This window comes from Citrobacter sp. Cpo221, assembly GCF_030332345.1.
Classification (GTDB): domain Bacteria; phylum Pseudomonadota; class Gammaproteobacteria; order Enterobacterales; family Enterobacteriaceae; genus Citrobacter; species Citrobacter portucalensis.
On record NZ_JAOWIA010000056.1, the window covers coordinates 259,508 to 285,723 of the forward strand.

Below are 26,216 nucleotides of genomic sequence, written 5' to 3' on the forward strand. Positions count from 1 at the left end.
AGCCCCTCGTGTGATGTCCGGTAAACTCGTGATATGCTGCTGCCGTTCCCTTTATTAATGACGCCGCCATCATGTTTGTGAAGCTTTTACGTTCGGTCGCGATTGGTTTAATCGTCGGCGCCATCCTGCTGGCCGCGATGCCCTCTCTGCGAAAAATTAATACGCTTACCGCACCGCAGTTCGACAGTGCAGATGAAACGCCCGCTAGCTATAACCCGGCGGTTCGCCGCGCAGCGCCTGCCGTCGTGAACGTTTATAACCGCAGTATGAACAGTACCGCGCACAACCAGCTTGAGATCCGCACGCTCGGCTCAGGCGTTATCATGGATCAGCGCGGCTATATCATTACCAATAAGCACGTCATTAATGATGCCGACCAAATCATCGTCGCATTGCAGGACGGTCGCGTATTTGAAGCGCTGCTTGTGGGGTCTGATACGTTAACCGACCTTGCGGTGCTGAAAATCAACGCCACTGGCGGGCTGCCAACAATCCCAATTAATAACAAACGCGTGCCGCACATTGGTGACGTGGTACTCGCCATCGGTAACCCGTACAACCTTGGGCAAACCATCACTCAGGGGATCATCAGCGCCACCGGTCGAATTGGCCTGAACCCAACAGGACGGCAAAACTTCCTGCAAACAGATGCTTCCATCAACCACGGAAACTCCGGCGGTGCGCTGGTCAACTCACTGGGTGAATTGATGGGGATTAACACGCTGTCATTTGATAAGAGCAACGATGGCGAAACCCCGGAAGGGATCGGCTTTGCCATTCCGTTTCAGTTGGCGACTAAAATCATGGATAAGCTGATTCGTGACGGGCGCGTGATTCGTGGCTACATCGGCATCAGCGGTCGCGAAATTGCACCACTGCACGCTCAGGGCGGCGGGATGGATCAAATTCAGGGGATTGTGGTTAACGAAGTAGCCCCGGACGGTCCGGCTGCGCAGGCAGGCATTCAGGTTAACGATCTGATTATCTCGGTCAATAACAAACCGGCAGTGTCTGCACTGGAAACGATGGACCAGGTGGCAGAGATTCGACCAGGTTCAGTTATCTCCGTTGTCGTGATGCGTGATGACAAACAGTTGACGCTGCAGGTAACGATCCAGGAATACCCAGCCACCAATTAACGTCACGTCTGGCGGCCTACTGACCATAAAAAACTGCACCTTACTTCGTTGGGTGTCCAACTTTTTGGGTGCAGTTCATGTTGGCTCCGGTTTTTTTTAGGCGATATCGTAGAGAGTTAGTACGTAATGCCTGATGGCATTACGCTTATGAGGCCTACAAATACATGCAGGCCTTTCTTCGCGTTACTTAACGAACTCTTCGCCCAGAGTAATATCTTTTTTCAGCGTATCCAACATGCCTTCCAGCGAGCTTTGTTCAAACGCGCTCAGCTTGCCGATAGACTGACGCTCTTCTACGCCGTTTTTACCCAGCAGCAGCGGCTGAGAGAAGAAACGAGCATACTGGCCGTCGCCTTCAACGTAAGCACATTCAACCACACCTTTTTCGCCGCTCAATGCGCGAACCAGGGACAGGCCGAAACGTGCAGCAGCCTGACCCATAGACAGGGTTGCAGAACCGCCACCAGCTTTGGCTTCCACAACTTCAGTACCCGCATTCTGGATACGTTTAGTCAGGTCAGCGGCTTCTTGTTCGGTGAAGCTTACGCCAGGAATTTGTGACAGCAGTGGCAGGATGGTTACGCCAGAGTGGCCGCCAATAACCGGAACTTCAACGTCGCCAGGTTGTTTGCCTTTCAGTTCCGCAACAAAGGTGTTGGAGCGGATGATGTCCAGCGTGGTCACGCCAAACAGTTTGTTCTTATCGTATACGCCTGCTTTTTTCAGCACTTCTGCAGCGATAGCAACGGTAGTATTCACCGGGTTGGTGATGATACCGATACACGCTTTCGGGCAGGTTTTAGCAACTTGCTGGACCAGGTTCTTCACGATACCGGCGTTGACGTTGAACAGGTCGGAACGATCCATACCCGGTTTACGTGCGACGCCCGCAGAGATCAGTACCACATCAGCACCTTCCAGTGCAGGGGTAGCGTCTTCGCCGCTGAAGCCTTTGATTTTCACAGCAGTAGGGATATGGCTCAAATCAACGGCCACACCAGGTGTTACTGGAGCGATGTCGTACAGGGAGAGTTCTGAACCTGAAGGCAGTTGGGTTTTTAACAGTAATGCTAGCGCCTGACCGATACCACCAGCAGCGCCGAGGACTGCAACTTTCATCCTAAACTCCTTATTATATTGATAAGCAAAATGTCTATTGCTCCGCGGCGGCGACCTTAATTCACAAATCCAATGAATACAACAACCACGCGTCAAGAATGCGTAGTCACGCAAATTTGGCTTTTATGCATTTAACTTACGTAAAATAAAACCTAAGTTACGTAATTCAAAACCACCCACACAGTAGAGCAACTTTCCAACAGGTGCTGACAATATACCCTACCCACCTCTCAAAACAACATCAATTTGATAACATTTAATTTACTTTTAACCTTATTTGCGAGCCGTGACACAGGCATGTTTCTTGATAACGAAATTTGATAAAATTCCGCTCTTTCATAACATTATTTCAGCCTTGAACAAGGCAGACTGTTTGCATAAAAATTCATCTGTATGCACAATAATGTTGTTTCTACCGCCATATTACGGGTGACTTATGCGAAGCTCGGCAAAACAAGAAGAATTAGTAAAGGCGTTTAAAGCGCTGCTTAAAGAAGAAAAGTTCAGCTCTCAAGGCGAAATCGTCCTCGCGTTGCAGGATCAGGGCTTTGATAATATCAATCAGTCCAAGGTTTCACGCATGCTGACCAAATTTGGCGCCGTGCGTACCCGCAATGCGAAAATGGAAATGGTGTACTGCCTTCCGGCTGAGCTGGGCGTACCCACGACCTCCAGTCCGCTGAAAAATCTGGTGCTGGATATCGACTATAACGATGCGGTTGTGGTTATTCATACCAGCCCCGGCGCTGCTCAGTTGATTGCACGTCTGCTGGACTCATTGGGGAAAGCGGAAGGTATCCTGGGTACGATTGCCGGTGACGATACCATCTTCACCACCCCAGCTAAGGGTTTTACGGTAAAAGATCTGTACGAAGCCATTCTGGAACTGTTCGAACAAGAACTGTAATACCGCCTCCCCGCCGCCTCGCGGCGGGGGAAAACACTCTCTTTTCATCCCCCTCCTTCTATTTTTCACTGCTATTCATTTAACAAATGGTGCGTTTAACCATCAAAATACATTCACATGGTGAATGCGTAGTTTTAAAAACGCACATTTTGCAAAATTTTGTATCCATATGATTTTATTAAATTTATCCAACAACTGGTGTTTTTAACTCCATTTTTAATTCCGTTTAGTTATAAAAAATATTCTTCTTAACACTTAATACCCGGCGAAACAATTAGCGTGGTATTAATTTATCGAGTGATTAGTGTATACTTGATTTTGTGATGAGGGTCACGAAACATAGACCCTAATAAAAGAATTCGACGAGGTAAATATCATGAAAATCAAAACTACTATTGCAACCTTAAGCCTTCTTTCTGTTCTCTCCTTCGGTGCAAGCGCCGCGGTTACTCAGGTGAACTCACAAGAAGCACAGAATCTGCAATCCATCGGTAGCGTCTCCGTCTCTCAGATCGGTAGTTCACCAATGGACATGCGCCAGGCCATCGCCGCTAAAGCTGAAAAAGCAGGCGCCAGCAGCTATCGCGTCACCGAACTCCGTGAAGGTGCTCACTGGCACGCTACTGCAGAACTCTACAAATAAACCCTCGTCGTCTAAGTCCGACGACTTGCCCCCGCCTGCCGGGGGCTTTTTTATGTCTTACATTGAGTGACGAACGTTAAAACGCAACTGCCCTTCCAACTCTTCTTCCGCTTCATCGAACAGTAAAATCAATGCGCCGTATCGCCTGCGTAGTTTGTCAGGCAAATGGACAAATTCAATTTCCAGCGGCAGCGGCAAGACTTCCCCGATCACCACCTCCCACAGAGAATCCAAATCAACCACCTTTTCCCGCGCCAGACCGAACGTGCGCGTGAACTCGCGATAGAAATCGCCCTGATCTTCTATCTCGTCAAAATCAAATGTATAGATGTTCATCTATAGCCACCATCCCGACGCCAGCAACTCTACAGACCGCCAATATTCAGGGGTCTCTCGCATTTTCAGGTAAGTATAGCCATAAAAAAACCGACGCTTTTAGCGTCGGTTTTCAACTCTTAATTACTGACCAGCGCATGCTGGTATTTGTGCAGCATCCCGCTGAGTCGTTTTACTGGCTCGGTAACCTGCGGTGGTGCTTGCCAGATAATTAATTTTTCCTGGTAGATATCAAGCTCCTCCAGTAACTGGCTAAAGTAGCGTCGGCGCTTGTCGTCATTTCCTGCTGAAATTACGTGATCGGCAGTTCGACGAAGCTGGCGATGGAATGCGGATAAATCCTCGTTCACCGGTACCGGCGCATCGCGCAGGCGCTGGTGCGCGATGATCATCGTCAGCGCCAGGCGAAACTTCGCCAGATCGCCGGGAAACTTGTTCATCAGCAAAAACAGCTGCTGATAAAGCGCCGGGAGGTGGTTTTCTTTGCGACGTACCACGTTGGTGGTCATCGCAGAAACCGCCGCCGACACGAACTGGTTGAGCAACACGCGGCCCGTTCTGTCACGAGAGTTATCACGCACCAGCAGAATGACGATAAACGCCAACACGCAGCCAACAATTTGCCCCAACGCGCTGTCGAGGAACTGGCTAAAGTGGAAGGTCATCGGGTTATCCAGCACAATGATATTAATGGTGCTGGCCAGCGCCCCCATTGATCCCAGCCGTCGTTTCTGTACCTCAATCCCCAGAAAGAATCCCAGCACCGCCAGGCTCAGGCACAGTAGGAACATACTTTGTTGCGTATTGGGGATAATCACTAGGAAATAGAGCGCTCCGAGCGGTAACGCTGCCAACGTCCCATAGATAAAGTCTATCGCCACCATGCGAGGATTTGGCAAACGCATTGCCAGCGAGGTGACGACCGCAATCATCACCATTGCGCCGCTGCCGGAGGTCCATCCGGTCCACAACCAGAATAAGGTTCCCAGCACACAAGAAAGCGTGGTACGCCAGAAGTTAACCATCGCATGATGACGCTCGGCAGACTCCACTTTCACCACCGGCTCACCTTGCAGGATCTCTTCTTCCGTAGCGCTAATCTTGGTATTACTCACCACACCGCGTTTGAGCAGCAGGTAGCGGGTCGCAGCCCCCGCCCAGCTGTATATGGTGACCGGCGTTTCGCGCTCGCCAGTCCAGGCAATCACCCGACGCATCCGCTTCAGCTGTTTATGGACATCCTGCACCGTTTCAACCGACGTATCGAACAACTCGCGGAAAGTATCAGTAATCAGTTCCGGTCGGGTGTTCTGAATAAGATAGGTTTCACAGGACTGCGTGATGAGCGTGAGCGACAGCGTGTTCAATGCTTTAAGCCTGCGGTTAGCACGCCCCCAGCGTGAAGACTCCATATTCAGGTTACTGCGCATACCTTCCAGCGCTGCCGTACGACGGACTAAATCGCCCCAGGCTTTATCCACAACCTCGCTGTCGCCGTGCTTAATGCACAACTGCATCAGTTGATATTGCGCCACCAGCAGGCTGTCCAGCTCAACATCAATCTCTTGTTTTATCGAACGGGGAGAGAAAAGCAGATCGGCCACAATGGCACAGACAATCCCCATCACAATTTCACTGCAACGTTCGAGCGCAAATTGTGGTGTCAGCAGCGGTTCAGCCTGAATGGTAATGACGATGATCAGCGCTGTATAGCCCGAAAGCCCCCAGGCATAGGAGTTCTCGATCTTCACCAGTGACGAGATCCAGGTACAAAAACCGGCCCAGATACAGCACACCAGTATCATCAATAACGGAGCGCGGATCATACTGATGATAATGATCAGTCCGGCAATACAACCGATAAATGTCCCGACAATACGCAGCATGCCGCGATAGCGAATAGCCCCTGAATAGGGTTCCCCACCCGCAGCAAAGGCCGGGCCTGCCGCCACAATAGCTGCAGTCAGCACCGCCCAACGCGGAGTCTCAAGTTGGAAGTGAAAACCAACGAACAGCGCCAGTACAATCGCGCACGCCAGTTTTACCGCAAAGCGGATATGCTGGTTGGCAATGGAGAAAATACCCATCGCGATTAACCAAACTCACGCAGGCGGTGCGCCATTTTACGGAAGAAGGACTCCTGGCTTGCATCACGGTCCTGCTTACCGGTAATGACAACGGTAGCCGTCGTCCCGGCAGGCCACAGAGTTCCCTGCTGCTCATCAAGGCGGATTCGCACCGGTACACGCTGCGCCAGGCGCACCCATTCCAGATTTGAATCAATGGTCGCCATACCTTTTGCATCCTGCGTACTGCTGGCATTTGTTACCCCCGCCGCCACGCTATCAACGGTGCCTTTTAAGACATTATTACTGCCAAGCGGGGTGATCTCAGCGCGATATCCAGGGCGAACGCCTTCCAGTTTGGTTTCTTCCATATAAGCCAGCACATAGAAAGAATGCTGTTTGACCAGTGCCACCGCTGTGGAACCACGCGTAATAAATTCACCGCTATAGACGTTCAGGTTAGTGACCCAACCGTCAGCTGGTGCGCGAATGACGGTACGTTCCAGATCTAATTTTGCCAGGTCGCGGGTCGCTTGTGCTTTCGCAAGCTGGTGTAATACGGTTTGCAGGACGTTGTTTGACTGGTCTATCTCTTCACGAGACATGGCCTGCACGCCCAGGCGGTTACGACGACCAGCTTCCTGGCGTTTTTCCTGGGCCAGAACCTGATAATAAGAAACATCAGCTTCGGCCTGCTCAAGGGCTTTCTTATAGCGTGGCTGATCGATGGTGAACAGGATCTGATCCTTTTTCACCAGTTGGTTATCATGGACGTTAACGTTGGAAATAAGACCCGCTACATCCGGCGCAATTGCGACGACATCTGCGCTGAAACGCGCATCACGTGTCCATGGCGACTCGGTGTAATACACCCATGCGCGAAAAATAGCGATGAAGGCCAGAATGACCAGTACGAGAGTCGTGGCCGTACGGGAGAGTTTTTTTGTTAGTGTTTTCACTTCAACCTCAAACGAACAGGCGCGTTATTAAATAGAACAGACAGCAATACAGCGCGGTGTTAAACAGAGCCGGATGCCAGACAAAATCATAGATGCCGGTTGGAACCAGCATCCGGCGCACCAGCCAGAAAATCGCCAGTGACAAAAGTAATTCGAAAAAAATCGGTGGGAAGGACAAACCAAACACCACGATAACGGGAAACAGACTCATGTTGACCTTGGTAACTTAAGAGAGTGCAGGTGATAGATTTTCTAGCGTATGTCACCGCAGAGAAGGGCAAGGATGAGCCAGGCGAGAGCGACATAGCTGTTATTTGAATAATAATATATTAACGTAACTGTTATGCTGTTATCTATATTATGTGATCTAAATCACTTTTAAGCCAGAGTGAACAATGGAACGATTAAAACGTATGTCGGTGTTCGCCAAAGTCGTCGAACTGGGTTCCTTCACCGCCGCCGCAAGACAGCTACAAATGAGCGTTTCATCGATAAGCCAGACGGTCTCCAAACTGGAAGATGAGCTACAGGTTAAGCTGCTAAACCGCAGTACACGCAGCATTGGGCTGACCGAAGCCGGTAAAATTTACTATCAGGGCTGCCGGAGAATGCTGCACGAAGCGCAGGATGTTCACGAGCAGCTTTATGCCTTTAACAACACGCCCATCGGCACGCTGCGCATTGGTTGTTCTTCAACCATGGCACAAAATGTCCTCGCCGGATTGACCGCGACAATGCTGAAGGAATACCCCGGTCTGACGGTAAATCTGGTAACAGGCATCCCGGCACCGGATTTAATCGCCGATGGTCTGGACGTGGTTATCCGCGTCGGTGCGTTGCAGGACTCCAGTCTGTTCTCGCGTCGCCTGGGCGCCATGCCGATGGTAGTCTGCGCGGCTAAAAGCTATCTCGCACAGTTTGGTGCCCCGGAGAAACCCGCCGATCTCAGCAACCACTCGTGGCTGGAATACAGCGTGCGCCCGGATAATGAATTCGAGCTTATCGCTCCGGAAGGAATTTCCACCCGTCTGATACCAGAGGGGCGTTTTGTGACTAACGATCCGATGACATTGGTGCGCTGGCTGGCTGCGGGTGCGGGCATTGCCTATGTGCCGCTGATGTGGGTGATCAATGAGATCAATCGTGGCGAAGTGGAGATCCTCCTTCCCCGCTACCAGTCGGATCCGCGTCCGGTCTATGCGCTGTATACCGAAAAAGACAAATTGCCGCTCAAGGTCCAGGTAGTGATTAACTATCTGACGGATTATTTTGTCGATGTGGCGCAGCTTTTTCAGGGGATGTACGGCCGGGGAAAAGAGAAATAAAAAGAGTATTGGCCGGATAAGGCGTTGACACCGCGTCCGGAAAGATGCCCGATAGCACTGGTGCTTATCGGGCATACATCATGATGTTATGCAGTACCACCTACCGTCAGGTTATCCACCTTCAGCGTCGGCTGGCCCACGCCCACCGGCAGGCTCTGCCCTTCTTTACCGCACACACCAACCCCGTTATCCAGCTTCAGGTCGTTACCTACCATTGAAATCTGCTGCATCGCTTCGATACCAGACCCAATCAGCGTCGCGCCTTTCACCGGTTTGGTTACTTTACCGTTTTCAATCAGATACGCTTCAGACGTCGAGAACACGAATTTCCCGGAGGTGATATCCACCTGGCCGCCGCCGAAGTTAGGCGCATAAATACCGTATTCAACGGATTCGATGATTTCCTGCGGCGTGGATTTCCCAGGCAGCATGTAGGTGTTGGTCATACGTGGCATCGGCAGGTGCGCGTAAGATTCACGGCGACCGTTACCCGTTGGCGCAACGCCCATCAGGCGCGCGTTCAGTTTGTCCTGCATGTAGCCTTTCAGAATACCGTTTTCGATCAGCACGTTGTACTGACCCGGAGTGCCTTCATCATCAATAGCCACAGAGCCACGACGGTCCGCCATTGTGCCATCATCCACAACGGTACACAGTTCCGACGCCACCAGCTCACCCATGTGACCGCTGAATACCGAGGTACCACGACGGTTAAAGTCGCCTTCCAGACCATGACCGACCGCTTCATGCAGCAGAACGCCAGGCCAGCCAGCGCCGAGTACTACCGGCAGCGTACCAGCAGGCGCTGCTACTGCGGACAGATTAACCAACGCCATGCGTACGGCCTCTTTCGCCCACGCGTCAGCACGGACTTCACCATCGAGGTCGCCCAGGAAATAGTCATAGCCAAAACGACCGCCACCACCGCTGGCGCCGCGCTCGCGCTTACCATCTTCTTCCACCTGTACGCTTACGGACAGGCGTACCAGCGGACGAACGTCAGCGGCCAACGTACCGTCGGTCGCGGCTACCAGGATCAGTTCATAAACACCGGTCAGGCTGGCGGTTACTTCCTGGACGCGTTTGTCGGCGGCACGGGCCACGCTATCAACGCGACGCAGAATATCCAGTTTCTCTTCGCGGCTCATGCTCTGTAACGGATCAACCGAGGTGTAAAGCGCCTGATGCTCCACCGCCCCCAGCGTTTTTACTTTGCCGTCACCGCTGTCACGCACGATAGTACGGGCAGCATGAGCACTTTGCTCCAGCGCCAGCAGGCTAATCTGGTCTGCATAGGCAAACCCTGTTTTTTCGCCGCTGATGGCGCGCACGCCAACACCCTGATCGATATTGTAAGAACCGTCTTTAATGATGCGGTCTTCTAAAACCCAGGATTCGTGATAGCTCGACTGAAAATAGAGATCGCCGTAGTCAAGACGGCGTTCGGCCAGTTGGCCCAGAATGGCAAACAGATCCTGATGTTTCAGGCCATTCGCCGCTAGCAATTGTTCACTTACCAGGTTCAGACTCATCGTTTTGGTACTCATTAGTTTCTGTTGTAGGCCTGATAAGACGCGCCAGCGTCGCCATCAGGCACTTCAATGCCGGATGGCGGCGTGAACGCCTTTTCCGGCCTACGGACTGCGGTAGAAGATCACTGTACTGAGATTGGGGCAATTACTCGCCCCCGTCAAATCATTGCTGGCTTTCTTTGCGCGGCTGGCGCAGAACTTCGTTAATCTGCGGCTTATCGACCGGACCGGTGATGCGATAGCGCAGAATCGAAACTTTGCTCCACAATGGTCCCAGAACCTTACTGGCAGCAAACACCGCCGCGCCGACAATCGGATTGACAGCAAACGCAGCGGCAACCCCTACGGTGGCAGAAATTTCAGGCGCGACAATGGCTTCCATATCCAGCTCCCGACGGACCAGGTTCACTGAGCCTTTCATCGCAATGTCTGCCTCCAGACCGTCCACCAGCGTGTCGTCGGTATGCATCACGCCATCTTTGATCCACGCCGTACTGCGAATCGAGTCGAAATAGAAACCTTCACTGAAGGTATCGCTAAAATCAAAACGCAGTTTACGTAGCAACGCATCAAAGCTCAGCAGTCGCAATAGTTGCCCCGCATGTCCGGTGCTGAGTTCAGTAAGCTCACCTTTGCCCAACCGGGTACGCAAAATCCCATTCAGCGAAGCTTCATCCGGATCCCATGGCGGGTTACGCCAGTGCAGGTCATATTCCACGTTGAACGAAGAGTTACGAATCGGGGTCGATACGCCAAAGAAACTGGCAGCGGAGTCAATTTTATTACCGCTCAGTTTACCCTTCAGTGACGTTCGTTCTTTGCCCGGCGCATTCACCCACACGCCATCGGTGGTCAGTCTGGCAAATCCCGTATCCAACAGACCGTTGCTCAGCGTTAGCGTGTCGCCTTTAATTGCTACATCGGCGTCAATACGCCCATATTTCTGTCCCCACATCCAGCACTCGGCACAGCGTAACTGAAGGTCCGGCCAGCCGCGGAAGCTGAAGTTGTCCACGGCGGAAAACGGCGAGGCTGGTGTGTTGCCCGGTGACGCTTTCGCCGCGCTGGGGTTGTAATAAAGATACTTAATATTGGCCAACCATGGCGCATTATTGCGCATCGCCAGCGTGGCGTTAATTTCACGACCCTGCGCCTGTACGATAGAGCCATTGCTCGCAGGCTCAGACACAATACTCAAATTATTCCACTGCTGACCGCCCAGGGATAACGATGGCGTACGCACGGTGATGCGTTGTGGGAAGTTGGCATTAGTGCCAACGTTATCCGCTGCGCCTTTTTGGAACAATGCCAGCCATTGCGCGCCATCCATAGGGGGAAGATTAAGCTCAATGCCTTGCTGATCGGGTAACGCGGGCACAGTGCGGCTTTCCGACGTCCAGATAGCGCGGTCAAGCGTCAGTTTCTGATTCAGCAACCAGCGGCTGTTAAAGTGGTTCTTACTGCCAGCATTACCGGTCAGTTCAAAGCTGCGCAGATTGCCGTTAGCCTTAACGTTTACCGGCAACGCCTCACCGGCCGCTTTATTCAGCGGAGCAGGTAAGTGACTACTTACATTCTTCAGGTCACCCTTTAGCTCAATGTCGTAGGTCGGCCCGGCATGATACGGAAGATCGATACCCACCTTGCCATTCCACGCCATGCTGCCGCTTAAGGCATCGTTGACCTGCACCGGTAAAATCCCCATGCGGGTTGGCTGCCAGTCGCCTTGCAGGTTCACGGCTACCTGATAGGCTTTCGCCCCTTCGGTGGTGGAGAAGTCGACGTTCAGCGGCTGATTAAACCAGTTCGCCGTCATCGGCTCGCTCTTCAGATCGCCGTTGATAAAGCTGAATTTACCATTCAAATTCTTCAGCGTGCTGTCGAGCGGTTTAATAAACAGGCTGTTATTACGCAGGTTGACGTCGCCTTTGGCAGTAACCAGCGAGCCGTCTAGCGGAATATCAAGATGTAAGCGAGCATTCACATCACCGTCAATTTGCAACTGTTCCAGCGTGGCGCCGAGAGAATCCTTCAATGGTGTCTCATCAAAATAAGGTCCAACCGCCTTGCCTGGCCCATTGATATCGGCATCAATCAGCAGCTTTTCTTTTGCATAGTCGGGAATATTGGCCGTCAGGTTACTGGCCTTCACGCCGCCCAGATTGACGCTATCCGTCTTCATCCACAGGCCATCGTTAATGAAGTTCAGTTCGATATTGAGATCGGTTAGCGCAGGCCAGTCGGGCTGGAAAGCAAACTTCGCATTACGTAGCGGCACCAGAACCTGAAACTGCCCTTCATTGTGCAGATACGGGAACAGATGCGGGTTACCGCCATACACCAGCGTGGCGTTATCCGCTTCACCGCCCTGAATAGCGCCGCTGAGGTAGTCAACCAGCTCTTTGCCCATCAGGTTTTCCGGGAAATAGCGCCAGGCCTGAGAGCCATCGTCGGTGCTGATACCGGCCAGAATACCCAACCATGGCTCATCACCGGCGGGCTGCAGATAGCGAAAACCTCCACGCGCGCGTACCGCTTTCGCTTTAACATCGATGTTGCGCCCATCTAGCTGGAAGCCTTTATCATTTTTCAGCCAGCTTAGCGTCGCCACGCCGTTCTCTATTTCCAACGGCGCTCGGAAGACGGTTTCATACGGCATTTTTGCTTGTTTCATGGAGGCGGTAAGCGCCCCATTTTCAACGCTTCCCGCAAGCGTACCGGAGAAATGTTCTGCCCCCGGCAGCAGCTTCCACTGTTTCCAGGCCAGATCGGTCCACGAGGACTGGAAGCGGGTTTTTTCTGTCGCCTGTAACGGGATATCCAGCGCAAGCACATCTATTTTGCCGCTGGGTTGCGTGGCCCGCCAGATATCACCCAGCGCAGGCGATAGCCTGGACACCATCGGACGCAGTCCTTCTAACCCGGCCAGTTCCAGATTACTGGCACGAATGCGTAGCTCATCACTGCGTTTGTTATTCTCGCCACCGACTTCCTGCTCAGGGATCCAGGCCAGCGTTAATGCCCCGCTCGGCCAGGGTTTATCATCCATGGTGATACGGGTATCGGGAATAGAGAATTGCCAGCCCGCCTCTTCACGGCTGATGTGCGCCGTCAGATTATCGACGGAGAGCGTGTGCTTACGTTTTTCACCCAGCCAACTTGCCCCGCCTTTTTTTAGCCAGACATCGCCACCAGAAACGACGCCTTTGCTGATCGTCATCCATGCTTCCAGGCTAAAACGCGCGGTTTGCAGCGCGACATTATCCTGCATCCATTTGCCCAACCACGGTTTGACGTCGATGTCGTCTGCCTGCAGCCAGACCCGACCGTTATTCAACAGCCCTTCGTCATCACGCAGATCCATACGCACCTGCATAACGCCGTGCTGTCCGGTCAGGCTGGAGAGGCTGACCTGACCCTCGGCGCGATGCCGATTTTTACCGTTCAGCCAGGTAAGCTGTGGGATCGCCAGTTCAGCACGTTGACCTGAGAGGGTTATAAAGCTGATATGGCTGTCGCGTAGATCGAAATGATCAAACTGACGCAGGAAGAGATCGCTGAGATGGCCGGTTTCAATCCCATCTCCGCCTTCGCTGCGCTGGATAGGAGTATTGGTGCGCAACTGAAGTTGCCAGAAGGTGAGATCGCGAAACTGCCAGCGCATGTGCAGCAAACTTTGCCAGACATCCAGCGCCAGCGTGACGCGTTTTACCGAAAATTCTCCCCCATCTTTCAGCTGCGCATGGATATTACGCGCTTCAAGCGTAGGACCGAAATTTTGCCAGCTGGCAGAAAGCTGGCTGGCGGAAACAGGCAGACCTGTGGCGGATTCAATCTTGCCAAGAATGGCCGGACGCCAGCTATCAAGATGAGGTAACGCAAGGCGCAGTCCACTGACCAACAGCGCTGCGATGACAACGAATGCGGCTCCAGTGAGCAGTAAAATCCCCGGCAATCGCCTCACGCGCCTCTCCTTGTCTACCAAAAAATATGACTCACACCCCTTGAGTGAATATTGCCGGATAATGGCGCTTGCGCCTTATCCGGCTTACATACGCGGGTGCCACTACACGATTTACATCATGACGACGTCGAACTGCTCCTGGTTATACAGCGGTTCGACTTGTACTTTGACCTGTTTGCCGACAAAGATCTCAACTTCCGCCAACGCGTGTGACTCTTCACCTTTCAGGGTTTCAGCCACTGCCGGAGAGGCATAAACCAGGAAACGGTCAGAGTCATATGCATGGTGTACGCGCACGATTTCGCGCATGATTTCATAGCATACGGTTTCCACCGTTTTCACCGTACCACGCCCATGGCAGGTCGGACACTCGTTGCACAGTACATGCTCCACGCTTTCACGTGTGCGCTTGCGTGTCATCTCCACCAGGCCCAGCTGTGAAAAACCGTTAATGCTGGTTTTTACGCGATCCTTGCTCAGAGCCTGCTCCAGGGAGTGCAGCACCCGGCGACGGTGATCTTCATTATTCATGTCGATAAAATCGATAATGATAATACCGCCGAGGTTACGCAGACGCAGCTGACGAGCAATGGCCTGCGTTGCTTCAATATTAGTATTAAAGATAGTGTCGTCGAGATTACGATGCCCAACAAACGCGCCAGTATTGATATCGACGGTGGTCATCGCTTCGGTTTGATCGATGATCAGATAACCGCCGGACTTCAGCTCAACTTTGCGTTCCAGCGCGCGCTGGATTTCATTCTCTACGTCAAAGAGATCAAAAATAGGCTGACGCCCGCTGTAATGTTCCAGCTTGCTGGTCATCTCGGGGATATATTCCGCCGTAAATTCCAGTAACGCCTCATAGGTCAGACGGGAGTCGACGCGGATGCGGTCAAGCTGCGCATCGGCAAAGTCACGCAACACGCGCTGTGCCAGTGCCAGTTCACCGTACATCTGGTAGCGCGTTTGTGGGCGCTTTTTACGCTCCATGACTTTCGTCCAGACGCGCTTCAGGTAGGCAGCATCCGAGGCAAGATCCTCTTCACATACGCCTTCCGCCGCCGTGCGAATGATGAATCCACCCTGCTCATCGCAGTAATCCGCCACCACTTTTTTCAGGCGTTCGCGTTCAGTTTCGCTTTCAATACGTTGGGATACGCCAACGTGCGACGCCCCCGGCATAAAGACGAGATAACGGGAAGGAAGCGTGATGTCCGTCGTCAGGCGTGCGCCTTTAGTTCCCAACGGATCTTTTACCACCTGCACCATCAGATCCTGACCCTGGCGCACCAGTTCAGAAATGTCGCGTACAGTGAACTGTTTTTGTTCTTCACCCGCCACGCATTCGGTGTGCGGCATGATGTCAGAAGCGTGAAGAAATGCGGCTTTATCCAGTCCAATATCTACAAAAGCCGCCTGCATACCCGGAAGTACACGACTTACACGACCTTTGTAGATATTGCCTACGATTCCGCGTCGCGCCTCACGTTCAATATGGATTTCCTGCAGAATACCGCCATCAATGTAAGCCACCCGAGTTTCCGATGGCGTTACGTTTACCAACAATTCAGCCGTCATGTTTATCCCTTTTCTCACGCAGTGCGTTAAAATTGGTCAGCAACTCATACGTTTCTACCAGCGGTAAGCCGACTACGGCGTGATAGCTGCCATTTATCTTCCTGACAAAACAGCCACCCAACCCTTGAATACCGTATGCACCTGCTTTATCCATTGGTTCACCGCTGGCAACATAGCCCGCGATGTCCTCATCGGTTAGTGCTCTGAATGTCACTTCCGTCACTACCAGGCAGTCCAGACTGTGCTGGCGATCGGCCAGTGCCACGGCCGTCATAACTTGATGCGTTTTGCCCGACAGTTTGCGCAGCATTGCTGCGGCATGGGCGGCGTCGTGCGGTTTTTCCAACACTTCGCCATTAAGGATAACGATGGTATCCGCACCCAATACCGGCAAATCGCGCTGTGCCAGTACTACGCCAGCCTGCGCTTTTTCGCGCGCCAGACGGGAAACGTACTGCTGCGCGCTTTCCTGCGGGTGCCGCTGTTCTTCAATCCCAGGGACCAGTCGTTCAAACGTAACACCAAGCTGAGCGAGCAACTCCTGACGACGTGGAGAACCTGAAGCAAGATACAGAGTATTCATATCAACCTTATTGCACCGCAAACTGCTGACGGACTTTACGCATCAGTAAGAATAGCCATGGCCAAAGCACACCATTCACTACACTACTCCAGAACACTTCAGGTCTGAAAGAGACGTTGATCACTAAAAACTCGGCCCAGAAAACAATAATATCCACGACCAGTGATAACAACATGACCACCAGCGCCTGTTGCCAGAGCGCGAGGTTGCGGAATAGCTGGAATTTCAGCGCGACCAGATAAGCAATGATACTCATCGACAATGCGCGCACGCCAAGCGTGGAGCCGCTGATAAGATCCAGTATGGCACCCACCACAAATCCCGTGCCCACATTTACGCGATGCGGCAGCGCCAGGATCCAATACAACAAGATGAGCAGCACCCAGTTTGGCCGGAAAACCAGAATGTCATCCGGCCAGGGCATGACTTGCAGCAACAGTGCAATAAGGAACGAGAGCCAAATCACCCAACGTCCCTGGCTACGATAGCTTGCCACTTACTGTCCTCCCGGCTTACGCGGAGCAGGTTGTGGCGGCGTGGTATCTGCGGGCGCTGGAGCCACGCCTGTTGCAGGTGCTGGCATCGGCGCAGGCGGTCCCATGGTATCTGGTGCAGGCAGAACTTGCGGCATCATTTGCATCAGACGTTCATTAGCAACGCGGTGTACTTCTTCCGGCGTCATCGGGTTTGCGCCATTACGATCGGCACCCCACAACAGCAGCAGATAGCGCAGACGCTGCAGACCCGCAGTCGGGCGAGCCTGAATCACAGTATAAGCGCGCTGAGTGTCCAGCTTAACGGAAGAAACAACAGCAACCGGATAACCTTCAGGGAAACGTCCACCCAGACCCGAGGTGACCAGCACATCGCCAACGCGAATGTCGGTGTTGGCCGGCAGGTGTTCGAGCTGAAGATCGTCGGTGCAACCGTTACCCGCAGCGATTACGCGGATATCATTACGCAGTACCTGAATAGGCAGCGCATGCGTCGCATCGCAAATCAGCAGCACGCGGCTGGTCAATTTAGCCACCGCCACGACCTGACCTACTACGCCTTTGTCGCTAATAACCGGCTGGCCTTCGTAGACGCCGTTAACGCTCCCTTTGTCGATCACGACCTGATCGCTGTAAGGGTCATTAACCGTTGAGATGACCTGCGTCACCATCTTTTGTTCGTCCTGACGCAATGGCGATCCCAGCAGCTCACGCAAACGCGCGTTCTCCTGTTTGTATTGCCCCAACATCAGTAGTTCGCTGTTTTTCAGCAGCAGTTCCTGACGCAACGCACGGTTTTCAAGTTCGAGTTGGTCACGCGAAGCCAGCGTTTGCGACACGCCGTCGAGTAATTCACGAGGACCATTTGAGATAAAGTAGAAAGGACTGACGGCGGTATCCATGTACGTTCGGATTTGACTAAACGTACCCAGGCGGCTGTCGGCAATAATAACGCCGAGCGCCACCAGCACCGCCAGAATAAGGCGAATCTGTAGCGACGGGCCACGGCTAAAAATTGGCTTCATAGTCTATGCGTATTCTCGTATCAGAGCGGAAGGGCAACCCGCGGGGGCTACCCAACCTGCATCCGATTACTCTTCGCTGAACAGGTCGCCGCCGTGCATGTCGATCATTTCCAGCGCCTTGCCGCCGCCGCGCGCCACGCAGGTCAGCGGATCTTCAGCAACAACAACTGGAATACCGGTTTCTTCCATTAACAGACGGTCAAGGTTACGCAGCAGCGCACCACCACCGGTCAGCACCATACCGCGTTCGGAGATGTCAGACGCCAGTTCCGGCGGGCACTGTTCCAGTGCAACCATTACTGCGCTCACGATACCGGTCAGCGGTTCCTGCAGGGCTTCCAGAATCTCGTTGGAGTTCAGGGTAAAGCCGCGCGGAACGCCTTCAGCCAGGTTACGACCGCGAACTTCGATTTCGCGCACTTCGTCACCCGGATAAGCGGAACCGATCTCGTGTTTAATACGTTCTGCGGTCGCTTCACCGATCAGGGAACCGTAGTTACGACGAACATAATTAATGATGGCTTCATCGAAGCGATCGCCGCCAATACGGACAGAAGAGGAGTAAACCACACCATTCAGGGAGATAACGGCAACTTCAGTGGTACCGCCACCGATATCCACAACCATTGAACCGGTTGCTTCAGAAACTGGCAGACCCGCACCGATCGCGGCCGCCATCGGCTCTTCGATCAGGAAGACTTCACGAGCACCTGCGCCCTGAGCTGATTCACGGATCGCACGGCGTTCAACCTGAGTTGCTCCAACCGGTACACACACCAGTACGCGCGGGCTTGGGCGCATGAAGCTATTGCTGTGCACTTGCTTGATAAAGTGCTGGAGCATTTTTTCAGTCACGAAGAAGTCAGCGATAACGCCGTCTTTCATTGGGCGAATTGCAGCGATATTGCCCGGCGTACGACCCAGCATCTGCTTCGCATCATGACCTACTGCAGCCACGCTTTTCGGCGAACCGGCACGATCCTGACGAATGGCCACAACAGAAGGCTCATTCAATACGATGCCTTGTCCTTTTACATAAATAAGGGTATTCGCGGTACCCAGGTCAATGGACAGGTCATTGGAAAACATGCCACGAAATTTTTTCAACATACTAAGGGATAATCCTGAAAGCTGGGGCGGAAAACAAAATCCGCTTACTTTACCAACCACACGCAGCAGCGACAAGGCGCAAAAATCATCTGCTACGGTGAAAATTAGTGCAGTTCGTTTCCTTTGTTACAAAACCGGCCTGAGTCCATCAGGGCTGAATAAATCAGCAGCACTCCTCGCTTTTGTTTGCAACCTGTCAAAGGTCATTCACCTGCATGTTTGCTGTTACAACCTGGCGAGCAGGCAAGCACACCCCCAGAAGGCACAGCGCGCGTTATTCTACGTGAAAACAAATTAAACGGCAGGTTAAACCGAGTATCTTTGCGAATATTTTTTCACGTTAGTGTCAAGTGGTTGTGATGCGGCAAAAAAATCCCCTTGCCCACCTGCAACTCCGCGTTCTGTCAGCGTATGCCACTCACTACGCGAACGTACGCCCGTGGCGTAAACCTGCGTGGGTGTTCCCGAACAGGCCTCCACCAGACTTTGAACCAGAAGCTGATTTTCCGTTCGCTTATCAATGTTCCTCACCAGACTTGGATGCAGCTTCAATAACTCAACGTTAAGCTCTTTGATCCAACTGGTGCTCACCAGCGTTAACCCCGCCTGCGTAACGGCAATACGCACGCCCAGCGCATCCATCAATCTGATGACGGGCTGTAACCGGCTGATATGTTGACAGACATCTGCCTCAGCAAGTTCAATAATTATGCGTTTGCGTAATGATTTTTCGCACTGCATCAGCGTATCACGCAGCCAGCGCTGAAAACGTGGACGAATAAGCGATTCAACCGTTGTCTGCATCGCCAGATTTTCCTGCGGCCAGTAGCCCAAAAGCAGGATCAGACGGCTTATCTGCAAACGGTCATATTCTTCTGCCAGACCAAATTGCAGGACCATCGGCATATATTCCGCCGAAATGACCTCTTCGTTGCCATCAAAAATACGGCACATCAACTCCCGATGGTGCACCCGGCCTTCACGCGTTACTGCAGGCTTTTGATAAATTCTCGGCCCACCCCGGCTAAGCATCTGTTCGATAAGCGTACGCCAGCGTACGTTGCCCCGACCTTTTTCCGGCAGCGAGTCATCATAGACCGACCAGCTATTTCCGCCCTGCAATACCGAATTCCGGGTGGCGGCTTCAGCATGATCCATCACTTGCTCCGGCGACTGACCGCTGCGGCAAACGCAAATGCCAATATGAACCATATCGGCACGATCGATCATTTTATTAGCCGGAAGTGCATCTACCGCTTTTAATAATTGCCCGGCGATGCTTTCCGCCTCTTTCAACGTGCGGTGTGGCAGCAGGATAGCAAAATCGCTACGGTGGTAGCGCGCCAGCAACGCGCCCGGATATCGCGTCATAAAAGTCGACAACAAATTGATCAGCGTCGAGATTTGTTCTTCTGCGAGGGTGATTCCCCAGCTATCGCGCAGCAGCGTAAAATCCGGCAGGCGCACCATCATCACGACGCCATGCGAGCCTACTTTTTCCTGATCTTCCAGCAGCGTGGCCAGTTGGTTATCAAAGAACAAGCGGTTGCTTAGCCCGGTTTTTGTATCCTGTGCGACATAGGAACGAATCAGCGTATCCAGGCGGCTGCGTTGCTCGCGGGCATTTTGAATTTCAGTCAGCAGCATATCGAGCGCACTGCTGGTACGCGCAGGCCATTCATAGACCGTTCCCCGCACGTTCGGTCCACGCTCGCCGTTCAGAATACGCGTGGAACGAATCTCCAGCAGTTCCTGACCTGAAAGCTGGCGCTGAAGCCAGCGCACAGACAAAAAGAGCATCAGAATAATGAAAGCAATGGCTATCGTGAGCGGTGCTGTGGTCAGTAGCGAATGGAAATAGTTACCCATTGGATCCTGATAAACCAGACGCAATGACATACCCGGATGCTTGACCAACGGTACGGTAATCTCGCGGTAGAGATTGTTCGTTCCTGCCGGTCGGTAGCTGCTGGTGCGTGAGTGGTCATACACCACATTTCCGCCCTGCAACAGTTCGATGCGCACGATATCAACAGAAACCATCAGCTCATCGATTTGCGGGGTTAACGTAACGACATCTCTGGAGACCAGATGCGTATCAATCGCCGTCGCGACCGCATGAACGCGCGTGGTGAACTTATATTGAATAGCGTTGTAGAAACTCAGCGAACAGCCGATCAGAGTCACGAAGATCGTTAACCCAGTAAGCAGCGTGACAAAAGCTGAAAATTTCGTCGTTAATCGCATCCTTGTGTTAACTCCGACAGTTATGAAACAGGCCTGAAAGTAATAAATCGACTCTAAAATGCAAAACTGAAGGCAAAATCCGTCAATTTATACAAACTGTGAGGGCATACTACCAAATCAGGTATATCTGGCAATTTATTGCGCAGAATCGGCATCATGTTTTGATTAGCGAGTATAGTCTTCATTATTAATTTTCCAATCCACTATACGAATTGAGGACAGGTTATGCAGGCTTTGATCTTAGAACAGCAGGACGGAAAAACCCTCGCATCCGTTCAACCCCTCGACGAAAATCAGCTACCGGAAGGCGATGTGACGGTGGATGTCCACTGGTCAAGCCTGAACTATAAAGACGCCCTGGCTATCACCGGCAAGGGAAAAATCATTCGTAATTTTCCGATGATTCCTGGTATCGATTTCGCCGGTATCGTGCGCGCAAGCGAAGATCCCCGTTTTCATGCGGGTCAGGAGGTTTTACTGACCGGTTGGGGCGTGGGTGAAAATCATTGGGGTGGACTGGCAGAACGCGCACGCGTGAAAGGCGACTGGCTGGTTGCGCTGCCAAAAGGGCTGGATGGACGTAAAGCCATGGTCATCGGTACCGCTGGCTTTACCGCCATGCTTTGCGTCATGGCGCTTGAAGATGCAGGAATTCGTCCGCAAGACGGTGAGATTGTCGTCACAGGCGCCAGCGGAGGCGTGGGCAGCACGGCCGTTGCGTTACTGCATAAGCTGGGTTATCAGGTTGCGGCGGTTTCGGGCCGTGAAAGCACCCACGACTACCTGAAAAGCCTGGGCGCAAACCGTATTCTTGGTCGCGATGAGTTTGCCGAGTCTCGTCCGCTGGAAAAACAGCTGTGGGCTGGCGCGGTGGATACCGTTGGCGACAAAGTTCTGGCGAAAGTCCTCGCGCAGATGAACTACGGCGGCTGTGTTGCCGCCTGCGGTCTGGCGGGCGGTTTCGCTCTGCCAACCACGGTGATGCCATTCATTCTGCGTAACGTTCGTTTGCAAGGAGTGGACTCGGTGATGACCCCGCCGGCACGCCGTGCAGAAGCCTGGGCGCGTCTGGTTAAGGATCTGCCGGAATCTTTCTATGCTCAGGCGGCAACGGAAATTACGCTGGCGGATGCGCCGAAGTTCGCCGATGCCATCATCAATAACCAGGTGCAAGGTCGTACGCTGGTGAAGGTGAAGTAACAGACCCTGGCGCAGAAATTTACACTTAATTAACGAAATTTCGCGGCACATCTACAGACTCCCTGCCATATTAACTACGCGTCCCCTGTCAGTTATGACGCGTAAGCCGGGAGTCTGTTATGAAGAAATTACGTCCATTTACAGAAGCCGACGTCACTGACGAGTCGGCTTTTTTTATGCAGCGTCGCCAGGTGCTGAAAGCATTAGGGATCAGCGCAGCCGCGTTGTCTTTACCCCACTCTGCGCAGGCTGACCTTCTGAGTTGGTTTAAGGGTAATGACCGCCCGCCCGCGCCCGCGGGAAAGCCGCTTAATTTCAGCAAGCCCGCCGCCTGGCAAAATTCGCTTCCTTTAACCCCAGCGGATAAAGTTTCTGGCTACAACAACTTCTATGAATTCGGTCTCGACAAAGCGGATCCGGCAGCCAACGCGGGTAGCCTGAAAACCGATCCGTGGACATTAAAAATCAGTGGTGAGGTCGCCAAACCACTCACTCTCGATCACGACACCTTGACCACCCGTTTCCCGCTGGAGCAACGGATTTACCGGATGCGCTGTGTGGAAGCCTGGTCAATGGTCGTGCCATGGATTGGCTTTCCGTTACATAAACTGTTGGCGCAGGTGGAACCCACCAGCAATGCGAAGTATGTCGCGTTCGAAACGCTGTACGCACCAGAGGAAATGCCGGGACAAAAAGATCGCTTTATTGGCGGCGGGTTGAAGTATCCCTATGTTGAAGGACTGCGTCTGGATGAAGCGATGCACCCACTCACGTTGCTTACAGTGGGGGTTTATGGAAAAGCCCTTCCGCCACAAAATGGCGCGCCCATTCGCTTAATTGTGCCGTGGAAATATGGATTTAAAGGCATTAAGTCGATTGTGAGTATCAAACTCACGCGCGAACGCCCTCCGACAACCTGGAATCTGGCCGCGCCCAATGAATACGGGTTTTATGCCAACGTGAATCCGCATGTCGATCATCCCCGCTGGTCCCAGGCCACCGAGCGTTTTATTGGCGCTGGCGGTATTCTGGACGTACAGCGTCAGCCCACGCTGATGTTTAACGGCTATGCCGAAGAGGTTGCGTCACTGTATCGCGGACTCAATTTGCAGGAGAATTTTTAAGTGCGTCTGACTGCAAAGCACATTACCGGGCTGAAAGTTTGCCTGCATCTTGCCGGTTTTTTGCCGTTTATCTGGCTATTTTGGGCGGTAAATCACGGCGGCCTGAGCGCCGATCCGGTCAAAGATATCCAGCACTTTACCGGTAGGACAGCTCTGAAATTCTTGCTGGCGACCTTGCTGGTCTCTCCACTCGCGCGTTACGCTAAACAGCCATTATTGATACGCACACGTCGCCTGTTAGGACTATGGTGTTTTGCCTGGGCAACGCTGCATTTAACCAGCTACGCGTTACTGGAGCTGGGCATTAATAATCTGGCGTTATTAGGGCGGGAATTACTTACGCGACCTTATTTAACATTGGGCATTGCCAGCTGGGTCATATTATTCGCCCTCACCTTAACGTCTACGCAGGCTGCACAGCGAAAGCTGGGTAAAAGCTGGCAGTATTTGCACAACTTCGTCTATCTTGTGGCGATCCTGACACCCATACATTATCTGTGGTCGGTAAAAATTATCTCCCCTCAACCGATTATTTATGCAGCGATCGCTGCGGTGCTGTTAGCGTGCCGTTACAAGAAGTTTCGCCAGTGGTGGCGGTAGTTTCACGATATGTGCAGTGCGTTGCAAAACACTGACGATCCGATTTTCTTTACATGTTAACGGTTGATTATCTTCCCTGATAAGACCAGTATTTAGCTGCCAATTGCTACGAAATAGTTATAATGTGCGACTTTGCTATCCCCGGTAGTGTTTTTAAGGCGCTGGAAGGGTGACAATCGCATATTGAAGGTATATTTTGTCTTTTACCCGAAAATGGCAGAAGATAGCCGCACAATGACTAACAAGTCTGGCAATCTCACTTAATGGCAGCAGCACTCAGTGCAGCGCCTGAGATGCGTGGCATCTTGTCACTCACTGTTATAAAAATGCTATACAGACGGCGGTAAAACGCCTGTCACAATCTCACTAAACAAAGAGTACGGAACCCACTCATGGATATTCGTAAGATTAAAAAACTGATCGAGCTGGTTGAAGAATCAGGCATCTCCGAACTGGAAATTTCTGAAGGCGAAGAATCTGTACGCATCAGCCGTGCAGCGCCAGCTGCAAGTTTTCCGATGATGCAACAGGCTTATGCTGCACCAGTGATGCAGCAACCAGCTCTGTCTAACGCTGTCGCACAAACTGCCTCTCCAAGTATGGAAGCTCCGGCAGCAGCGGAAATCAGTGGTCACATCGTACGCTCCCCAATGGTTGGTACGTTCTACCGCACCCCGAGCCCGGATGCTAAAGCGTTCATCGAAATCGGACAGAAAGTGAATGCGGGCGATACCCTGTGCATCGTTGAAGCCATGAAAATGATGAACCAGATCGAAGCCGACAAATCCGGCGTAGTTAAAGCGATTCTGGTAGAAAGTGGTCAACCGGTAGAATTTGACGAGCCGCTGGTCGTCATCGAATAACGAGGCGAACATGTTGGATAAAATTGTTATCGCCAACCGCGGCGAGATTGCCCTGCGTATTCTTCGTGCCTGTAAAGAACTGGGCATCAAGACTGTCGCTGTGCATTCAAGTGCGGATCGCGATTTAAAACACGTATTGCTGGCGGATGAGACGGTCTGTATCGGCCCGGCTCCGTCCGTAAAAAGCTATCTGAACATCCCGGCTATCATCAGCGCCGCTGAAATCACCGGCGCGGTGGCAATTCACCCGGGCTATGGCTTCCTCTCTGAGAACGCCAACTTTGCTGAGCAGGTAGAGCGTTCTGGCTTTATCTTCATCGGCCCGAAAGCCGACACCATCCGCCTGATGGGCGACAAAGTGTCTGCAATCACCGCGATGAAGAAAGCGGGCGTACCAACAGTCCCAGGCTCTGACGGCCCGCTGGGCGATGACATGGACGCTAACCGCGCTCATGCTAAACGCATCGGCTACCCGGTTATCATCAAAGCCTCCGGCGGCGGCGGCGGTCGCGGTATGCGCGTCGTGCGCAGCGATGCCGAACTGGCACAATCCATCTCCATGACCAAAGCGGAAGCGAAAGCCGCTTTCAATAACGATATGGTCTACATGGAGAAATACCTGGAAAACCCACGCCACATTGAAATTCAGGTGCTGGCTGACGGTCAGGGTAACGCGATTTATCTGGCAGAACGTGACTGCTCCATGCAGCGTCGTCACCAGAAAGTTGTCGAAGAAGCACCAGCGCCGGGCATTACCCCGGAACTGCGTCGCTACATCGGCGAGCGTTGCGCCAAAGCCTGTGTTGATATCGGCTATCGCGGGGCGGGTACTTTCGAGTTCCTGTTCGAAAACGGCGAGTTCTACTTCATTGAGATGAACACCCGTATTCAGGTTGAACACCCGGTAACCGAAATGATCACCGGCGTTGACCTGATCAAAGAGCAGTTGCGCATCGCAGCGGGCCAACCGCTGTCCATCAAGCAGGACGAAGTTGTGGTTAAAGGCCATGCGGTTGAATGCCGTATCAACGCCGAAGACCCGAACACCTTCCTGCCAAGCCCGGGTAAAATCACGCGTTTCCACGCGCCGGGTGGCTTTGGTGTGCGTTGGGAGTCTCATATTTACGCAGGCTACACCGTACCTCCGTACTATGACTCAATGATCGGTAAGCTGATCTGCTATGGCGAAAACCGCGACGTCGCTATCGCCCGTATGAAAAACGCATTGCAGGAACTGATCATCGACGGTATCAAAACCAACGTTGACCTGCAGATCCGTATCATGAATGACGAGCACTTCCAGCACGGTGGAACCAATATCCACTACCTGGAGAAAAAACTCGGACTTCAGGAAAAGTAAGCGTGCGTTAACCGAAAAGGCCGGAAATTCCGGCCTTTT

22 protein-coding genes are annotated in these 26,216 nt (G+C 52.5%); 9 read left to right on the plus strand and 13 right to left on the minus strand.

What is annotated here, in order from left to right; genetic code table 11:
* Positions 1 to 71 precede the first annotated feature (71 nt).
* A complete protein-coding gene (gene degS / locus OGY72_RS15450) occupies positions 72 to 1,139 on the plus strand; it encodes an outer membrane-stress sensor serine endopeptidase DegS (protein ID WP_003025154.1) in 1,068 nt (355 codons plus the stop codon).
* Positions 1,140 to 1,322: 183 nt separating this feature from the next.
* Here the strand turns inward: degS and mdh are convergent, their stop codons facing one another.
* Positions 1,323 to 2,258 carry a malate dehydrogenase gene (mdh, locus tag OGY72_RS15455; RefSeq protein WP_008785953.1) on the minus strand — a complete coding sequence of 312 codons (936 nt, stop codon included), beginning with the start codon at positions 2,256 to 2,258 and terminating at the stop codon, positions 1,323 to 1,325.
* Between the two features lie 436 nt (positions 2,259 to 2,694).
* Between mdh and argR the strand changes: the two genes are divergently transcribed.
* Together argR and yhcN are read left to right on the plus strand one after the other, a co-directional pair.
* Positions 2,695 to 3,165, plus strand: coding sequence for a transcriptional regulator ArgR (gene argR / locus OGY72_RS15460; RefSeq protein WP_003025162.1), 471 nt, complete (start codon positions 2,695 to 2,697; stop codon positions 3,163 to 3,165).
* 376 nt (positions 3,166 to 3,541) lie between these two features.
* A complete protein-coding gene (gene yhcN / locus OGY72_RS15465; RefSeq protein ID WP_003828812.1) occupies positions 3,542 to 3,808 on the plus strand; it encodes a peroxide/acid stress response protein YhcN in 267 nt (88 codons plus the stop codon).
* A 57-nt stretch (positions 3,809 to 3,865) separates the two neighbouring features.
* On the opposite strand, the gene OGY72_RS15470 is transcribed toward yhcN, so the two are convergent.
* The 4 genes from OGY72_RS15470 to aaeX form a co-directional block, all read right to left on the minus strand.
* Positions 3,866 to 4,144, minus strand: coding sequence for a barstar family protein (locus OGY72_RS15470; protein WP_003025168.1), 279 nt, complete (start codon positions 4,142 to 4,144; stop codon positions 3,866 to 3,868).
* Between the two features lie 119 nt (positions 4,145 to 4,263).
* Positions 4,264 to 6,231, minus strand: a complete 1,968-nt coding sequence (aaeB, locus tag OGY72_RS15475) for a p-hydroxybenzoic acid efflux pump subunit AaeB (protein WP_286548207.1) — start codon at positions 6,229 to 6,231, stop codon at positions 4,264 to 4,266.
* A 5-nt stretch (positions 6,232 to 6,236) separates the two neighbouring features.
* The gene (aaeA, locus tag OGY72_RS15480) at positions 6,237 to 7,169 is read right to left on the minus strand and encodes a p-hydroxybenzoic acid efflux pump subunit AaeA (protein ID WP_057067981.1); all 933 of its coding nucleotides are present in this window, start codon (positions 7,167 to 7,169) and stop codon (positions 6,237 to 6,239) included.
* Positions 7,170 to 7,176: 7 nt separating this feature from the next.
* Positions 7,177 to 7,380 carry a p-hydroxybenzoic acid efflux pump operon protein AaeX gene (aaeX, locus tag OGY72_RS15485; RefSeq protein WP_003828816.1) on the minus strand — a complete coding sequence of 68 codons (204 nt, stop codon included), beginning with the start codon at positions 7,378 to 7,380 and terminating at the stop codon, positions 7,177 to 7,179.
* A gap of 184 nt (positions 7,381 to 7,564) precedes the next feature.
* Between aaeX and aaeR the strand changes: the two genes are divergently transcribed.
* Positions 7,565 to 8,494 carry an HTH-type transcriptional activator AaeR gene (gene aaeR, locus OGY72_RS15490; RefSeq protein WP_003828817.1) on the plus strand — a complete coding sequence of 310 codons (930 nt, stop codon included), beginning with the start codon at positions 7,565 to 7,567 and terminating at the stop codon, positions 8,492 to 8,494.
* 86 nt (positions 8,495 to 8,580) lie between these two features.
* Here aaeR and tldD read toward each other — a convergent pair whose 3' ends face one another.
* From tldD to csrD, 8 genes are all read right to left on the minus strand, one after another.
* Entirely contained in the window at positions 8,581 to 10,026 is a 1,446-nt protein-coding gene (tldD, locus tag OGY72_RS15495; RefSeq protein ID WP_003025183.1) for a metalloprotease TldD, read from the minus strand.
* 163 nt (positions 10,027 to 10,189) lie between these two features.
* Positions 10,190 to 13,990, minus strand: coding sequence for an AsmA2 domain-containing protein YhdP (gene yhdP / locus OGY72_RS15500; RefSeq protein WP_286548211.1), 3,801 nt, complete (start codon positions 13,988 to 13,990; stop codon positions 10,190 to 10,192).
* Between the two features lie 111 nt (positions 13,991 to 14,101).
* Positions 14,102 to 15,571 (minus strand): ribonuclease G, encoded by a 1,470-nt coding sequence (gene rng, locus OGY72_RS15505; protein ID WP_003828822.1) that lies wholly within the window; start codon positions 15,569 to 15,571, stop codon positions 14,102 to 14,104.
* Positions 15,561 to 16,154 (minus strand): Maf family protein, encoded by a 594-nt coding sequence (locus OGY72_RS15510; protein WP_048225746.1) that lies wholly within the window; start codon positions 16,152 to 16,154, stop codon positions 15,561 to 15,563. The genes rng and OGY72_RS15510 overlap by 11 nt, the downstream gene beginning before the upstream one ends.
* 7 nt (positions 16,155 to 16,161) lie before the next feature.
* Entirely contained in the window at positions 16,162 to 16,650 is a 489-nt protein-coding gene (gene mreD / locus OGY72_RS15515; RefSeq protein WP_003025196.1) for a rod shape-determining protein MreD, read from the minus strand.
* A complete protein-coding gene (mreC, locus tag OGY72_RS15520; RefSeq protein ID WP_003828827.1) occupies positions 16,651 to 17,673 on the minus strand; it encodes a rod shape-determining protein MreC in 1,023 nt (340 codons plus the stop codon). It abuts the gene before it with no gap.
* 66 nt (positions 17,674 to 17,739) lie between these two features.
* The gene (mreB, locus tag OGY72_RS15525) at positions 17,740 to 18,783 is read right to left on the minus strand and encodes a rod shape-determining protein MreB (protein ID WP_000913396.1); all 1,044 of its coding nucleotides are present in this window, start codon (positions 18,781 to 18,783) and stop codon (positions 17,740 to 17,742) included.
* Between the two features lie 306 nt (positions 18,784 to 19,089).
* Positions 19,090 to 21,030 (minus strand): RNase E specificity factor CsrD, encoded by a 1,941-nt coding sequence (csrD, locus tag OGY72_RS15530; protein ID WP_149385011.1) that lies wholly within the window; start codon positions 21,028 to 21,030, stop codon positions 19,090 to 19,092.
* A 225-nt stretch (positions 21,031 to 21,255) separates the two neighbouring features.
* Between csrD and acuI the strand changes: the two genes are divergently transcribed.
* The 5 genes from acuI (at position 21,256) to accC (ending at position 26,177) form a co-directional block, all read left to right on the plus strand.
* Positions 21,256 to 22,230 (plus strand): acrylyl-CoA reductase (NADPH), encoded by a 975-nt coding sequence (gene acuI / locus OGY72_RS15535; RefSeq protein WP_286548213.1) that lies wholly within the window; start codon positions 21,256 to 21,258, stop codon positions 22,228 to 22,230.
* A gap of 119 nt (positions 22,231 to 22,349) precedes the next feature.
* Positions 22,350 to 23,354 carry a protein-methionine-sulfoxide reductase catalytic subunit MsrP gene (gene msrP / locus OGY72_RS15540; protein WP_003828834.1) on the plus strand — a complete coding sequence of 335 codons (1,005 nt, stop codon included), beginning with the start codon at positions 22,350 to 22,352 and terminating at the stop codon, positions 23,352 to 23,354.
* Positions 23,355 to 23,954: a protein-methionine-sulfoxide reductase heme-binding subunit MsrQ gene (gene msrQ / locus OGY72_RS15545; RefSeq protein WP_126317327.1), complete on the plus strand. Its 600-nt coding sequence runs from the start codon at positions 23,355 to 23,357 to the stop codon at positions 23,952 to 23,954. It abuts the gene before it with no gap.
* A 392-nt stretch (positions 23,955 to 24,346) separates the two neighbouring features.
* Complete coding sequence (accB, locus tag OGY72_RS15550; RefSeq protein WP_003025210.1) at positions 24,347 to 24,817, plus strand: acetyl-CoA carboxylase biotin carboxyl carrier protein; 471 nt, start codon at positions 24,347 to 24,349, stop codon at positions 24,815 to 24,817.
* Positions 24,818 to 24,827: 10 nt separating this feature from the next.
* A complete protein-coding gene (gene accC / locus OGY72_RS15555; protein ID WP_003828838.1) occupies positions 24,828 to 26,177 on the plus strand; it encodes an acetyl-CoA carboxylase biotin carboxylase subunit in 1,350 nt (449 codons plus the stop codon).
* Positions 26,178 to 26,216 lie beyond the last annotated feature (39 nt).

Bases quoted from the DNA above. Each gene is read 5' to 3' on its own strand.
- accB (WP_003025210.1), top strand. From the start codon at position 24,347: ATGGATATTCGTAAGATTAAAAAACTGATCGAGCTGGTTGAAGAATCA.
- yhcN (WP_003828812.1), top strand. From the start codon at position 3,542: ATGAAAATCAAAACTACTATTGCAACCTTAAGCCTTCTTTCTGTTCTC.
- mdh (WP_008785953.1), bottom strand. From the start codon at position 2,258: ATGAAAGTTGCAGTCCTCGGCGCTGCTGGTGGTATCGGTCAGGCGCTA.
- aaeX (WP_003828816.1), bottom strand. From the start codon at position 7,380: ATGAGTCTGTTTCCCGTTATCGTGGTGTTTGGTTTGTCCTTCCCACCG.
- rng (WP_003828822.1), bottom strand. From the start codon at position 15,571: ATGACGGCTGAATTGTTGGTAAACGTAACGCCATCGGAAACTCGGGTG.
- acuI (WP_286548213.1), top strand. From the start codon at position 21,256: ATGCAGGCTTTGATCTTAGAACAGCAGGACGGAAAAACCCTCGCATCC.
- csrD (WP_149385011.1), bottom strand. From the start codon at position 21,030: ATGCGATTAACGACGAAATTTTCAGCTTTTGTCACGCTGCTTACTGGG.
- mreC (WP_003828827.1), bottom strand. From the start codon at position 17,673: ATGAAGCCAATTTTTAGCCGTGGCCCGTCGCTACAGATTCGCCTTATT.
- tldD (WP_003025183.1), bottom strand. From the start codon at position 10,026: ATGAGTCTGAACCTGGTAAGTGAACAATTGCTAGCGGCGAATGGCCTG.
- aaeR (WP_003828817.1), top strand. From the start codon at position 7,565: ATGGAACGATTAAAACGTATGTCGGTGTTCGCCAAAGTCGTCGAACTG.
- argR (WP_003025162.1), top strand. From the start codon at position 2,695: ATGCGAAGCTCGGCAAAACAAGAAGAATTAGTAAAGGCGTTTAAAGCG.
- accC (WP_003828838.1), top strand. From the start codon at position 24,828: ATGTTGGATAAAATTGTTATCGCCAACCGCGGCGAGATTGCCCTGCGT.
- msrP (WP_003828834.1), top strand. From the start codon at position 22,350: ATGAAGAAATTACGTCCATTTACAGAAGCCGACGTCACTGACGAGTCG.
- degS (WP_003025154.1), top strand. From the start codon at position 72: ATGTTTGTGAAGCTTTTACGTTCGGTCGCGATTGGTTTAATCGTCGGC.
- aaeB (WP_286548207.1), bottom strand. From the start codon at position 6,231: ATGGGTATTTTCTCCATTGCCAACCAGCATATCCGCTTTGCGGTAAAA.
- mreB (WP_000913396.1), bottom strand. From the start codon at position 18,783: ATGTTGAAAAAATTTCGTGGCATGTTTTCCAATGACCTGTCCATTGAC.
- OGY72_RS15510 (WP_048225746.1), bottom strand. From the start codon at position 16,154: ATGAATACTCTGTATCTTGCTTCAGGTTCTCCACGTCGTCAGGAGTTG.
- OGY72_RS15470 (WP_003025168.1), bottom strand. From the start codon at position 4,144: ATGAACATCTATACATTTGATTTTGACGAGATAGAAGATCAGGGCGAT.